Source organism: Candidatus Thiodiazotropha sp. CDECU1 (assembly GCF_963455295.1).
Classification (GTDB): Bacteria; Pseudomonadota; Gammaproteobacteria; order Chromatiales; family Chromatiaceae; genus Thiodiazotropha.
Window position 1 is genome coordinate 75,142 of the sequence record NZ_OY734020.1, and the last position, 14,822, is coordinate 89,963.

Sequence of the window (14,822 nt, forward strand, 5' to 3'; positions counted from 1 at the left end):
AAGTGGTTTGCTTCGATGTCGATTATCGAATGGATAGCGTTTCTGTCGTGACTGACAATCCGGTCGGTGTATGAGCAGATCGTCCGGGTTTGTCACGCCTCTGATTGGCCATTCGGTGCCATTTCTGGTGCTGTTCTTGATTGCCGTCGTCATGTTAGGGGCGAATCCCCTGGCCGGTGAAACCATTGCGCCGTTCGATATTCTTACGCGCCTGCCTGGTTGGAAGAATACAGGGATCGTAAGTCCGGTCAAGCATCATAAGCACTCGGATGTGCTTGATTACAAATTGCCATCCTGGCGTTTTGCGCGAGAAAAACTGCGCCAGGGAGAGCTGCCTGTTTGGAATCCCCATGTGCTCGGGGGCGAACCCCTCTTGCTATCGATCACGCGCTCAATAATTACCCCGGCGTTTGCCGCCTATGCAGTGATCGATGATGAGGGTGTTGGTCTATATGTCTCGGCACTGCTCAATTTGCTTGTGATCTCAGTGGGGAGCTATCTGCTTTTTCTAAGTCTGACCGGCAATCGCCTGGCGGCGCTGTTGGGTGCCGTTGCATTCAGTTATTCAGGTTTCAATCTCTCCTGGTTTCTTTGGCATCACGTGAATACCAGTATCTGGATTCCATGGCTGCTCTTTTTTGCCTTACGTCTGCTGCAGACCGGTGATGCCAGACATGTGGCGTGGTTGGCGCTCTCCTCCGCGATGATGCTGCTGGGCGGTTTTCCCACAGTGGCTGTGTATGGCTATATCGCCTTGCTGTTGTTGCTCGTTTGCTGGTCGCTGTTTTCAGGCAACAGGTTGCGATTGGTGCTGCAGAGAGATGTACTGGCATCCCTGGGTATTCTCTTGTCGTTGATGCTGGCATTCCTGTTTCTGTTTTGTCTTGACGAATCCTTGGGGCGGTTGGATCTGAGCTATCGACGGGGCGGCACTGCTTTCCGCTCGCTTCAGGACCTGCTGTTGTTTGTGCTGCCATTTAGCGATGGGCCGCTTACCTTGGGAAGAACAGGATATGTCGGGCTGCTACCGTTGGTGCTGTTTTTTCCCGCGTTTTGGTTGGCGTGGAAGACAAAACTGGATTGGAGATATGCCTGGGGTTTTTCACTCATCATAGTGATATCTCCAATCGCCTTTGCCTGGGTTCCGATGGAGGCCATCAGACAGATACCGCTCATCGGAACCAGTATGATCAGCAGGTTGATTCTGATTATCGGTTTGGGTTTTTCAGTCCTCACCGTATTGGTCCTGGCTGCTGGATATGAACGCTTCGGTAAAGGTGCGCCAAGATGGGCGAATCTGGTTCTGGTCCTGCTGTTGCTTGTTCAGGTGGCTGATCAACGGCATGTTTTTCAAACACTGGTTGGTCATGTAAATGCTGAAACCATCTATCCATCGACAGCGACCATCGACTATGTCAGCAACAATATCGAGCCACTGCAAAGCGTCTTATCGGACCGGGGTTATCTCCTGCCCGGCGTACTTTCCGCGTATGGCCTGTCTGAGTGGTTTGCCCATGGGTTTCGCACTCGTCAAGAGAAGCAGCTGCTTGAAGGCGTGGTAGATGGACCGTTTCTTACGCCTACAGCCGCCGGCTTTTTATGCGACCAGGTCAGGTTTGATGATGCACAAGGCCTGACTCAATTGGCTGTCAGATATGTACTCTGTTCCGTTGGTCCCAGGCACGGGGATAATCCTGGAAGGCAGCTTGTGTTTGATACCGTGGCAAAACAATCGGCCGAAAACAGAGGATTGGATCTGGCTCGGCATAAGGTTGTTCAACTGGTCGATTTGTCCGATTCAATCACTTTTGATCGAATTGAAGTGCCGCTGCTATCAATCAACGCTGCAAAATCTCCTATGCTGAGTCTCGAGCTTATCAGCCTGTCGAATACTGCCGCGGTATCGGCGCCCTGTGAGCTTCAGCGGGATAGCAAGTCAGATTACCTGTTATGCAGTTTCCCGGAGCAGGTCAGACTTGACAAGGGGCGTTATGAAATAGAGCTGGTAATGGAGAGAAGCGAGGAGGATGTATCAGTAGTGGTAGGGGTGTATGATTCAAATACCGATCTACTGCAGCTCGCCGTCGATGATGTAACAAGTGATAGAGTGCTTGGTCTGCGTGGTTATAGGCCGCTGCAGCCGTCCGCCTATCAGACGCTATTCAGCGGCGGCAATCAAACCTATAGTGTGATTGAACCAGAACCCGGTATGGTCCTGGTCGAGAACAGGCGAGTCAAGGGGGGTGCTTACTTCGTTTCAACGCTCAATGGTCAACCTCAATATGACCTGCTGAAGACGAGCCGTTATCGCGCAACTGCGATGCAGTTTGAGTATATGGGGAACGAACCCGGTTGGGTGGTTATCCCGGTGAGGAACTATCCGGGCTGGTCGTTTGCGGTAAATGACAGACCCGTTGAACCGGATCTGCTCAAGGGTGTATTGCCGGCTGTGCCTGTGAGGGGTGGCGAATCAATCGAATATAGCTATCGACCTGTCCACTACCTAGGGCCGGCAATGGTATCGATTGTAGGGTTACTGCTATGCCTGGGACTGTTTTTTAAAGCGCGAATAATAAACCAATGGTTATCGGATCAAGAAAACTAGAATCACCAACCCGTTGGGCCACAGCTGCGTCGCCGGACTGGGGTGGTGTAGTAGTCCTGGCAGTGCTCATTGCCGCGGTTTTGTTTCGTTACTGGATAACCGCGGGCCTGCCTATTACCGCCCATGCCCATGGTACCTTTGACGACGCACTATTCATGCGCCTTGCACAGAGCATTGCTGCAGGGGAGTGGCTGGGTGAGTATGACAAACTGACCTTGGTAAAGGCGCCACTCTATTCCATCTTTATTGCGGCCAACTATCTGTCTGGTCTGCAGTTCAAATCAATGGAGCATTTGCTCTATATCCTGGCATGTGTGGTGATCTACTTCGCCCTGGTGAGGGCCTCTGTCAATCGCTATCTTGCGCTGCTGCCTTTCCTGTTCTTGCTCTTTAATCCCTATCACCATAGCAGCGTGGAGCGCGGCTGGTTTTATGCAGCGGTTGTTTTCCTGGTGATTGCCGGTTTGCAGTATATGATCACGATGCGTGCTGTTTCAGGTCATATAAAATGGCATCAACCCTTTTTATTGGGGCTTGGTTTGGCTGCGATCTATCTCTCGCGGGAGGAGACTATTTGGTTGTATCCTCTTCTAATGGTCGCATTTGCTCTGCTCGTCTATCAGGCGGACAGGCTCAGAATGGTGCAGATGGCAGCCAGGATACTCCCAGTGCTGTGTCTGGGTTTGGCCATTCCGATAGTGACGGTAATGAGCGCGAATTATATGAAATATGGATATTTCGGTGTTACCGATACGTCGCTCAAGCAGTTTAAGTCAGCGACAAAACTGATAAAAAGCGTACGTACCGGTGAAGAGATACCCTTTGTGGATGTCACGCATAACTCCCTGCGGCAGATCTATTCCGTGAGTCCTGCGCTGGCCAAATTTCAACCCTACCTGGAGGGGGATTTGGGCAGGCAGTGGGGAGGGCTGATGTGTAAGCGCTATTCTCAGGCCTGCAATGAGATCGGCGGCGGTTACTTTTTCTGGGCGCTGCGGGATGCCCTTGCTGCAGAGGGCTATTTCCAGGAGCCGGCCAAGATGCAGGGGGTGTTTTCTGCGATCAGTAGAGAGCTGAATGAGGCCTGTATCACTGACCGGTTGGATTGTTCGCGTCGGGCCTGGCCGCTGCGTTATCCGATTAGAATTGAGAGGGTAGATGATTACCTGGCCAAGATGCCGGGCTTTGCCAAGTATATGCTGACTGGATTGAATGGTCGCCTGCCTGGCTATGGTTCCCCGAAGGGGCCAAAGGATAGGCTCAAGGTGTTCAGGCAGTTGTCTAACGCATCCTTAATGCCCCATTCAGATCAGGATATGTTCTATGTGTCCGGATGGCTGCTCTCAGATAGCCCAGAGAAATATGTTGCGATTGTACCGACCCCCTTTGCTGCCTATACCAACCGCTTCAGTCTCAAGGCGAGTAAAGACGTCCAGCGCCACTTTGAGGAGCAGAGTCATGCGGGTTTGTCACGCTTTAGCGTTGAAGGGCCGTGTAAGAATGGTCAGTGTGAATTGTTGCTCATGTCCGGTGGCAGGCAGACACGTATCGATCAACCATTGGTCCGTCCCGGTGCTGACTTAAAGCGAGACGGTTTGCATCTGCATGTCGATACTGTTGAACGTATAACCGGTGAGTCGCAGCTGTTCGGGGTTGAGAAGTGGAAGATTGCGGTGTTCAAGAAAATCGGTGGAATATACAATAACCTGTTGCTCTACCTGTCACTGATTGCCACGCTTATCATTGCATTTGCCTGCTATGCCTTCCTCTTCAGAGGTTATCGAAGTCTTTTGTTGGGAGGTGTTTTAATTGCCGTGATGGGGATAGTTACCCGCTTGGGTGTGCTTGCCTTGTTTGATGATTTTACCCAAAGCCCGGTGCTTGGGCAGATTCGGCATTTCATCCCGGTGATGCCCCTGTTGCTACTCTATATAAGCCTGAGCTTTCTGATTCTGTTTGAAATGTTTACCGGTATGCATAGGTTTAGTAAAAAGAGTGTTGAATCTTTAACCCTAAACTCTGACAATGATCCTTTGACATAATTGCGGATTTGAAATAGATGGCGAAACAGAGCAGAGGGCCGTTGGTCGAAGACGGAATCGTGGTGGGTAATACCACGCAAAAATATGAGTCAGGAAATCCGCTAACCCGTATATTGGTGAATAACTTCTGCGAAGCTGTGGGTGAATTGGCCGCCCAGGTCGCACCGCAAACGATCTTCGAAGTGGGTTGTGGCGAAGGGCATGTTACCAAGGTGCTGCTGGAGCGAACCAAGGCCAACATCGATGCCGTCGATATTTCCGAAACCATCCTGGATATGGCAAGAGAGAATGTAAACTCCAGCAGGGTCAGTTTTGAGTGCGAGAATATCTATGCCATCGAAGGTGAAAAGCGACGTGCCGATCTGGTGGTTTGCTGTGAAGTGCTTGAGCACCTGGATGATCCGCAGCGGGGGCTGGAGATACTTGCCGATGCTGCCGCACCCCACGCCATCCTGAGTGTGCCAAGGGAGCCACTCTGGCGGGTCTTGAACATGGCGCGAGGCGCCTATTGGAATGATTGGGGAAATACGCCGGGTCATCTGCAGCACTGGTCAAAATCCGGTTTTGTGAATTTTGTCTCGCAGGAGTTTGAAGTCATGCAGGTGCGGTCCGTTCTCCCCTGGACGATTCTTATCGCCCGCTCGCGGCGCGCCGTATGAGGTATGCAGGGCTATTTATGTACCGAGACCACTTCTGGCTCCACGGATTCGCTATGCTCCGGGACCAACTGGCCTAGCACTCTTTTCAGTTCATCATCATTGATCGTGTCGCAAGCTGCTTTCATCTCATCCAGGCTGTTCAACAACCAGTGCCAGTCCACATCCCGGTGATGTGCCAGAAAGACCTTTTCGTGGGCGGTCTTGTGTAGATGCTCCATCTCGTGAAATAGCTCTTCGTAGAGCTTTTCCCCAGGGCGCAGACCGATGTACTCGATATGTATGTCTACATCTGGCGTCCTGCCGGATAAGTGAATCATCTGTTCCGCCAGATAACTGATCTTGATGGGCTCGCCCATGTCGAGCACGAAGATTTCGCCACCCTCACCCAACACCACCGTCTGCATGATCAACTGACAGGCCTCGGGGATGGTCATGAAATAGCGCTCCATGCGTGGATCGGTAACCGTGACCGGCCCCCCGGCCTCGATCTGCTTGCGAAACAACGGGATCACACTGCCGGCAGAGCCCAGCACATTGCCGAAACGTACGGTGATGAATTTGGTGTCGGAGTGGGCATCGAGGTTTTGGCAATAGATCTCCGCGCCTCTTTTGCACGCCCCCATCACGTTGGCGGGATTGACGGCCTTGTCAGTGGATACCAGCACGAAGACACCGCATTTGAAGCGGTCGGCGCTCTGCGCCAGGATACGTGTTCCCAGAATATTGTTACGCACAGCCTGACGCAGCTGATGTTCGAGCATGGGAACATGTTTGTAGGCGGCTGCGTGGAATACCACCTCGGGTTTCGTCTGAGCAAATAGGTTTTCCACCATCGGCTGGTCGGTTATATCGCCGAGATGGCACTCGAGTGAGAGATCGGGATAGTTGCTGAGCAGCTCCATTTCGATGGTGTAGAGATTGAACTCGCTGATCTCCAGCAACACCAGTCGGGCCGGCTTGATAGTGGCAAGTTGGCGACACAGCTCAGAGCCGATGGAACCGCCAGCGCCGGTGATCAGGATAACCTTGCCGGAGAGTGCGCTGTCGATACTCTCCCAGTCGAGGGATACCGGGTCACGTCCCAGCAGGTCTTCGATGGATACGGTACGCAGATTGTTGATCTGCACATCCCCGGATATGAGGTCGTTCAGTTGCGGTACTGAGCGGAAAGGAATATCCGCTTGTTCACACAGCTCAACCACACGCCGCATCTGCCGGGAAGAGGCGGATGGGATAGCCAGCATTACGATATCTATGCCCAGCTCTTCGCACAGCCGGGGGATATCGTCACAGGTGCCGGAAACCGGGATGCCATGGATCTCGCGCCCCTGGCGCCGCTGTTTGTCATCGACAAAGGCAACCGGGCTGTAGTCGCCCCGGCGATTACGCAGGATATCCCGTGCAAGCATCTCGCCGGCCTTGCCTGATCCCACGATCAGGACCCGTTTGCCAGGGGAGAGGTCCAGGCGATGGTCTTTCAGCAGGCGATAGATCAGTCTTGGGCCGCTCAACAGCATGACCAGTAGAATGGCATGGATCACCGGCACCGAACGGGGAACACCACCGGCACGTGTGAAGATAAACAGTAAGGCCACACTGACCACCGTGCCAACCGCTACAGCCTTGAGGATGCGGACGATATCGGGCAGAGAGGCGAAGCGCCAAATGCCTCGATAGAGGCCAAACAGCATAAAGGCGGTGAGTTGAATCGGCAGCACGAAGAGCAGGCCCACCAGGGCATCCGTATAGTAGGCGGCAGGCACCACCTCCAGGTTGTAGCGCAACCAGTATGCCAAGAGCCAGGCAATAGGTACCATCATCACATCGTGCGCCAGCGCTACCGCTTGCGAACGTAGATGGCGAGGTAGTATGTCTTTGCTCATGCAGGCTCCCGGGCCCCGTAATCGGTATGGAAAACTGATTTTGAGCCTATTCTACCCCATTGTGGGAAATGGGCAGAGCGGTGTCTGCAGATTTCGTGCGGTTGGCGCCATCCTGCCGAGACTGTCTACCTATCTATACTTCCGGCTGGATCTTTGGCCAACGATTGCTGGTATAATTTTCTCAAGTATCCGCCATAAACCATCCACAGTGAAGAGACCTGATAATGAAAACCCATCCCTGTCATAGCCGCTACAGCGGCTTTACCCTGATCGAGCTACTGGTGGTCATGGCGATCCTCGCGATGCTGGCCGGGCTCGTGGGCCCCAAGGTCATGAATGCCTTGGGCGAGTCGAAGAGCAAGACCGCCAGGGTACAGTTGGAAGAGTTGTCGGCGGCGTTGGATATCTATCGCTTGGATACAGGTAACTATCCCCGCGGCCATCACGGCCTGAGGGCACTGGTGGAGCGCGTCGACGGGGTAGAGAACTGGAATGGCCCCTATCTGAAGAAAACCAAACTGCCTAAAGACCCCTGGGGGGTGGACTATATCTACCGTTTCCCCGGCGAACACAGTGATTATGACCTCTACTCCCTCGGCGCGGATGGTGTTGAAGGGGGTGAAGGTGAAGCAAAGGATATAAATGGTTGGGAGTGATACTCGATGATCATCTGAGGATCCCAAGATGATCCGGTTTGACCATATTTCACTCAGGCGTGGCACCAAACTGCTCTTGCAACAGGTGGACTTCACCCTCTATGGGGGATGGAAGGTCGGAATCACCGGCGGTAATGGGAGTGGTAAATCGAGTCTGTTCCATATGATCCTGGGTGAATTGCAGGCTGACGAGGGGAATCTCAAACTGCCGCAGAACATCGAGATCGCGCATGTGGCCCAGGAGACGCCGGCTTTGACGCGCTCCGCCCTCGATTATGTCATGGATGGTGACCGTAGATTGCGGGAAATCGAGGGGGAGTTGTCCCAGGCCGAAGCGGACGATAACGGTGCCGCCCTGGCCCAGTTACATGAAGCATTCCACCATATCGATGGTTACAGCGCCAAGGCCCGGGCCGGCGAGTTGCTGCATGGACTGGGCTTTACCCCTGAGGATGAGACCCAGCCGGTCAACCGCTTTTCAGGTGGCTGGCGTGTACGTCTCAATCTTGCCCAGGCCTTGATGTGCCGTTCCGACCTGTTGCTTCTCGACGAACCAACCAACCACCTGGATCTGGATGCCGTGATCTGGTTGGAGTCCTGGTTGCGCAACTATGCCGGCACCCTGTTGTTGATCTCCCATGATCGGGATTTCCTCGATCAGGTGACGGACCATATAGTGCACATTGAGCAACAGCAGGCGACCCTCTATAACAGCAACTACAGCGGTTTTGAGCATACCCGGGCTGCGCGACTGGCCAATCAGCAGGCAGCCTACGAAAAACAGCAGCGCGAAATCACCCATATTCGCAGCTATGTAGACCGGTTTCGCGCCAAGGCCACCAAGGCGCGTCAGGCCCAGAGTCGCCTGAAGGCCCTGCAACGGATGGAAATGATCGCTCCCGCCCATGTGGATTCACCCTTCCATTTCAGTTTTGCGGAGCCGGAGAAAAACCCGCACCCACTGCTGCAACTGAGTGATCTGGCGATGGGCTATAACGGTCAGACCATTCTCAAGAATGTCCAAATCAACCTGGCGCCGGGGGACCGGATTGGCCTGCTGGGACCAAACGGGGCCGGTAAATCGACCCTGATCAAATTACTCGCAGGTGAGCTCGAACCTATCGCGGGGCAGCGCTCGCCGGCACAGGAGTTGTGCATCGGTTATTTCGCGCAACATCAACTGGAGCAGCTGGATCCTGAGGCCAATCCGCTGCTGCACCTGCAACGAGTGGATCCCAAGGCGAGCGAGCAATCCCTGCGTAACTATCTTGGTGGGTTTGGCTTTCATGCCGACCAGACGCTCCAGCCGGTGGCGCCCTTTTCTGGCGGTGAGAAAGCGCGCCTGGTGCTGGCATTGCTGGTCTACCAGCGTCCTAATCTGTTGCTCCTGGATGAGCCGACCAACCATCTCGACCTGGAAATGCGCTATGCCGTTGGCCAGGCCCTGCAGGATTTCCAAGGGGCGATGGTGATCGTATCCCATGACCGACACCTGTTACGTATCACCACGGACGAGTTCTGGCTTGTGCATGGGGGTGGGGTCGAGCCCTTTCAGGGTTCCCTGGATGACTATCCAGCATGGCTGGCTGCGGAGAGTCGTGGCGGGAGTGGTGATTATACCGCCGAGGTGGATTCACAGAGTGGACATACCGCCTCTGCCAGAAAGGATAGAAAACGTGAACAGGCAGAACGACGAAAACGCCTTCAGCCATTGCGCCAACAGCAGTTGAAATTTGAGCGGGAACTGGAAGAATTACACCTCAGACAACAACAGTTGGATGAGCTGCTGGCTGATCCCATGCTCTACGATCCATCGCATAAGGAAGAATTAAAACAACGGCTTATTGAAAAAAGTGATCTAGAGAGAGCGTTGGCCGACTGTGAGCATGGCTGGTTGAGCATCAGTGAGCAGCTGGAAGCTGCACAAAGTGATGAAACAGTCTAAAGTGTCACCACGAGGAGAGGATTAGCTTCCTTGACAGTGTGCCCAGCAGGTAGAAGTGGCTGGCTGTGCTTTGCTATCAAATAATTAGTGCATTGGATTGTTTGATCGCATGGATTAGGACATGCACATATTTTGAGAACAAATGATGAATATTTATGTAGGAAATTTGCCCTGGACCGTTAAGGATGATGAGTTACGTCAACTTTTCACAGAGTTTGGAGATGTCTCCAGCGCTAATGTCATCATGGATAAATTTTCAGGGCGGTCGAGAGGGTTCGGGTTTGTTGAGATGCCAGACTCATCCGCGGCTGAAAGTGCAATCAAGGCACTGAATGAAAAGGAGCTTGGAGGGCGTAATCTCCGGGTCAACGAGGCAAAGCCTCGTGAAGAACGCCCCCCGCGTCGATCCAGACACTAAATTTGAACTTGCGGGGATTGCTTGCAGAGCAATTCCCGCTCTTAAACGTAACAATATGATTGCCTGTAGCAACAGGACAGAGACCTATTCGCAATATGAAAGGCTTCTTAGCACTACTTTTTCTGATTGCCCTGGCATTTCTGATCTGGCCCTATACCGCGGTCTACCGACTGGATAAGGCCCTGCAGTCGAATGATCAGCAGGCACTCAACGAGTTAATCGATCTGACAGCAGTGAGAGAGCAGATCAAACGCAAACTCAATAAGAATGTAGAAAGCACTATCGGGGATGTCTCGAATAGTTTCATCGACTGGTTACAAGGTGGCATCCAGCGAATGGGTGCCGATGCGGTGGAGCGGATGGTCGATATCCAATGGGTAGTCGCCCAGTTGCGTTCGCACAACCGCAAACCTGGTCAGGGCGGTTTTCTGGATCGAATGACCTATGCCTTTTTCGATGGACCGGACAGGTTGCTGCTGCGCATCGGTGATTGGGATGACAATCCGGTGCATGCCCACCTCAGCCTGCAGGGTGTGGAGTGGCGCATCACCGCCGTATATAACTGATTTCCTTGCCGGTGTCTCTTGGTTGGCTGAAGAGGCCTCCAGAAATTATTTAATTTTCAATTAGTTAATTCGATATTTGCGGTTGGCCGCCGATTTTCTCAGGGGACCCGGATTCGGCCAATCAGAACTAAAGAATTACGCCAAACAGCCGCTCAATCATTCTGAGGTTCAACAATGTTGAGTCCGTGAACCTATGTTGACATAAAAGTGCGCCCCCGAGGTTGCGCTCAGGATGATAGAGAGAATCGAATCATGGCCGAAATCAGTTTTAACCAAAAACTCTTTGATGTCTGTCCTACTGGTATGCTGGCTATTGACAGTGAAGTCTGTATTCGATGGATGAATCCCGCATTGGAAGCGATGCTCGATCTGTCCGGTGAAGAACTCATTGGTAAAGACAAGAATACACTGCCAGCGAGCCTGCACGCCCTGTTTGACGAGACCGATATGCTACATCTGTCACTCAACGGTGATGGTGAGCGATGGTTGCAGCGGGAAGTGCGAGAAGTGGTGGATGGTAAGAATACCCAACTGCGACTGCATTTCTATCATGATATTAGCCAACTGGTGCTGGCTCAACGGGAGAGCGACCAGTTACGCAGACAAGTTGAGGATCTCACCATTACCGATGAGTTGACCGGCATGGCAAATCGTCGTGCCACGATTCAGGCAATCGGTGCGCAGGTTACCCGCAGCAGGCGTTACGGTAATTTACTAACCCTGGGTGGCATGCGCTTGAGCCATCCCGACCAGGCAGGGGATTCACTCCCGGAGACCTCCATCCTGGTAATGACCCAGTATCTGCGTGAACGGTTACGTTGGGCCGATGTCATTGGGCGCTATGAAGATCAGCTGTTTCTGCTGGTGATGCCGGAAACCAGCATAGCGGATGGCAAAAAACTGTTGCAGCAGATCGTCAACGAGTGTCGTGGCGGCGCTCTGCAGGGTCTGGGGGATAATCCAGTTCCCGATTTACAGTTTGGTGTTTCGGAATGGTCCAAAGGTGATGATGCACAACGTCTGATCGTTCGGGTAATCGAGTCGATCGAAGCATAGGCAGAGTGCTGAATCCAGGGTGTCTGTTTCGCCCGCCACCCCTCTGGTATGCGAGGTCACATACCAAGCCCTAGGCTGAATCTTATGACATCCATGTGCACAGTCGGCAGCGCCAGTCTCCTGTTGGTTCAATATCGGTAGTAAGATAGATGCCCGAATCGCAACGCATTACCTTCGAAGAGGGTATCAGCAGAAAAGAGCTAAATGCAGTTCGACAGCGCTTTACGCGCTTACATCGTGAACGCCTGCGACGAATCCTGGTTGAGTTGCGGAAGAGTCAGCAGGAGTTCCTGCATCTCCTGCCACTGCTGTTTCATATCAATCATCCCATGTTACCTGGTTTCGTGAGTAGCGAGACCCCCACCGGCATCTCTGATTACAGCCCATCCAGGAAGGCCCTGGAAATGGCCAACAAGCTGAGTCGCAGTTTCGAATACAAGAAACGCGCACAACGTGTCTACCATGTACATGGTCTCTATCTGATGGGCAGCACCGGAACCATAGGCCAGTCATCCGGCAGTGATTTCGATCTGTGGCTCTGTTTCGACTCGGGATTGAGCGATAAGCAGCGCCAGCAACTGCAACAGAAAGCGACTCGGATAGAGAAAAGCGCAGCAGACCTGGAATTGGAACTGCATATCTTTCTCATCGATCCCGCACGTTTCCGGCAGGGTGAGAAATCCAAATTGTCCAGGGAGAGTAGTGGTACAACGCAACACAATCTGTTGCTGGAGGAGTTCTATCGCAGCGCGGTGCTGCTGGCCGGGCGCTATCCCTTGTGGTGGCTGGTGCCGCCGGAGAAAGAGGACGATTATCAGGCCTTTGCAGACTATCTGCTCACCAATCGCTTTATCAAGGCAGTGGAGGTTATTGACCTGGGCGGGCTTGATCATGTGCAGGCCGGAGAGTTCTTCGGTGCGGCCCTGTGGCAGTTGTACAAAGGTATAGATTCACCCTACAAATCGATTCTTAAGATCTTTCTCATGGAGGCCTATAGCCGCCATTACCCCTCGCCCCCGTGGCTGGCGCAACAGGCGAAGCGGGCCATCTATGAGGGTGAAAAGGATATCGACAAGCTGGATTCCTATATTCTGCTCTATCAGCAGGTTGAGACCTATCTGAAACAGAACAAAGACCTGGATCGGCTGGAGCTTGCCCGCCGCTGTTTCTACTTCAAGGTCGGCGAACGTTTGAGTCGTACCAAGAAGAGTGAGAACTGGCGCTTGCGATCCATGTTGGAACTGACCCGCCAGTGGGGCTGGGGACAGACCCAACTACAGATGATGGATACCCGGGCGGAGTGGAAGATCGACCGGGTCATCAAGGAGCGCAACGCCCTGGTCGGGGTATTGACGCGCAGCTATCGGCTACTGACCGATTTCGCCCGCAGGTATGCCAAGGAGAGCCATATCGATCCCCAGGAACTCAATTTGCTGGGGCGTAAGCTCTATACCGCGCTCGATCATCGGCCAGGAAAGATCGATCATATCAATCCTGGTATCTCGAAAAATCTCGCCGAGGAGCAGCTTTCACTCCACCATCGATCTGCAAGGGACGGGGAGCCGGCATGGATGTTGTATCGAGGCAAACTTGAGGCAGGAGAAGTCATAGAGCATCGGCCCATAAAGATCTCGAAAAATCTGATCGAGATCCTGTTGTGGAGTCATGTCAATCAGGTGTGGGGGAAGGGTACTGTTATTACCTTCGATTCAGGCGAGACTCTGCTGCGCCGTGATGAGCTGTTCTCACTGCAGCGAAGCGTGAGACGTCTTTTTCCCCAATACATGCCACCTTCTGCGGGTATGACTGTGCTTGCCAAGCCGGCGACGATTATCATGAGTGCGCTGTTTATCAATATCGGTGTAGACCCAATGGAGCATCTGACCAAGGAAGGGAAGCAATTGACCAGTGAGCGTCATGACCCACTTAGTTTTGCCTCGTCCCGCACCAATCTGGTGACGAACTTGGAGAAGATTCATCAGACCAGTTGGGGGGAACTGCAGGTGTCTCGCCACGAGGGCGCAGAGGGGTTGATGGATGTGCTCTGCTATATCCTCAATCTGCAACCGGAACCGGATGTTGCGCCTTTGCAGATACATGCCTACAGCTATTCGGGTGTGCGAGGCGGTCAGATTGCATTGAGGGTTACCGAATTGTTCAACCACGTGGTTCAGCGATTCCGCAATGATGATCTAGGCAATGGCCGTTATGTATTCCGTATGGGTAAGGCTTTTTTCATCGTTCAGAAGCAGGCAGAGCATGGTTTTGTCTGGCAAAGCCTGGAGTCGTTCGAGAGCCTGATCGATGAGTTGGAACAGCCGCAACAGATCTACCGAGCCCTTGAATTCGATCCTGAGATACTCGTAAACAGTCCCTATCCTGTACTCTTCAAGTTGAATAAACCGGATGTGATCCAACTCTTTTTCAGGATTGGGAAAAGTCAGGCGGAAATCTATGTGCTTGATGAGCAGGGGGCTCTATTTCAGCAGTCTATAGCAGTGGATAGCCCGCGATTCCTGATGCGACAGCAGCGCCGTTTCCTCAACAGCTTGCAGCAGCTGAGAAATCTGGTTCTGGACTCACCAAGTGATCTGCTGCTCGAGCCGGAGTTTTATCAACTGTCGGCCGACAACGAAGGGCAATATTATGCCGAGCGTCGACGGGTGCCGTTGCTGGATAATGATGACTATCTGGAGTTAACCATGATCGGCGATTCCGGTTTGACCAGAAGAGAGCCCGTGTCCCTGATCTGCGGTGATAAGGAGTTCACCCGTCTTGAGTATGGCGATGAACTGTATGCGGCAATTGTGCAGTACATTCATGGCATTCGTGACAGCGACGAGGGTTATCCCATCTATCTGACATCAATCCGTTTGAGCGGCATGGAGCCTATCCAGACTCTCTCCACGGTTGATTTGTTAAATATGAAGAAACACGTGGAGAGGCGTCTGAATTCGGAAGCGATGTAGCTCGGCCGTTACTGTACCAATCA

The 14,822-nt window shown here is 52.9% G+C and carries 10 protein-coding genes; 9 read left to right on the forward strand and 1 reads right to left on the reverse strand.

The features are described 5' to 3' along the window. Positions 1–70 precede the first annotated feature (70 nt). From R2K28_RS00345 to R2K28_RS00355, 3 genes are read left to right on the forward strand one after another with little or no spacing between them, the layout of a single operon-like run. Entirely contained in the window at positions 71–2,605 is a 2,535-nt protein-coding gene (locus tag R2K28_RS00345) for a hypothetical protein (RefSeq protein WP_316367455.1), read from the forward strand. Then, entirely contained in the window at positions 2,581–4,647 is a 2,067-nt protein-coding gene (locus R2K28_RS00350; RefSeq protein ID WP_316367456.1) for a hypothetical protein, read from the forward strand. Before R2K28_RS00345 ends, R2K28_RS00350 begins: the two co-directional genes overlap by 25 nt. A gap of 17 nt (positions 4,648–4,664) precedes the next feature. Next, complete coding sequence (locus R2K28_RS00355) at positions 4,665–5,306, forward strand: class I SAM-dependent methyltransferase (RefSeq protein WP_316367457.1); 642 nt, start codon at positions 4,665–4,667, stop codon at positions 5,304–5,306. An 11-nt stretch (positions 5,307–5,317) separates the two neighbouring features. Here R2K28_RS00355 and R2K28_RS00360 read toward each other — a convergent pair whose 3' ends face one another. Then, positions 5,318–7,189 (reverse strand): nucleoside-diphosphate sugar epimerase/dehydratase, encoded by a 1,872-nt coding sequence (locus R2K28_RS00360; protein WP_316367458.1) that lies wholly within the window; start codon positions 7,187–7,189, stop codon positions 5,318–5,320. A 224-nt stretch (positions 7,190–7,413) separates the two neighbouring features. On the opposite strand from R2K28_RS00360, the gene gspG reads away from it, so the two are divergent. From gspG to R2K28_RS00390, 6 genes are all read left to right on the forward strand, one after another. Next, positions 7,414–7,845 (forward strand): type II secretion system major pseudopilin GspG, encoded by a 432-nt coding sequence (gspG, locus tag R2K28_RS00365; protein ID WP_316367459.1) that lies wholly within the window; start codon positions 7,414–7,416, stop codon positions 7,843–7,845. 28 nt (positions 7,846–7,873) lie between these two features. Beyond that, complete coding sequence (locus R2K28_RS00370; RefSeq protein WP_316367460.1) at positions 7,874–9,790, forward strand: ATP-binding cassette domain-containing protein; 1,917 nt, start codon at positions 7,874–7,876, stop codon at positions 9,788–9,790. A 145-nt stretch (positions 9,791–9,935) separates the two neighbouring features. Beyond that, positions 9,936–10,208 carry an RNA recognition motif domain-containing protein gene (locus tag R2K28_RS00375; RefSeq protein WP_116446191.1) on the forward strand — a complete coding sequence of 91 codons (273 nt, stop codon included), beginning with the start codon at positions 9,936–9,938 and terminating at the stop codon, positions 10,206–10,208. A gap of 95 nt (positions 10,209–10,303) precedes the next feature. Then, positions 10,304–10,774, forward strand: coding sequence for a DUF2939 domain-containing protein (locus R2K28_RS00380; RefSeq protein WP_116446174.1), 471 nt, complete (start codon positions 10,304–10,306; stop codon positions 10,772–10,774). A gap of 252 nt (positions 10,775–11,026) precedes the next feature. Further along, complete coding sequence (locus R2K28_RS00385; protein WP_316367461.1) at positions 11,027–11,830, forward strand: GGDEF domain-containing protein; 804 nt, start codon at positions 11,027–11,029, stop codon at positions 11,828–11,830. A 149-nt stretch (positions 11,831–11,979) separates the two neighbouring features. Continuing rightward, complete coding sequence (locus R2K28_RS00390) at positions 11,980–14,799, forward strand: class I adenylate cyclase (RefSeq protein WP_316367462.1); 2,820 nt, start codon at positions 11,980–11,982, stop codon at positions 14,797–14,799. Positions 14,800–14,822: the final 23 nt, after the last annotated feature.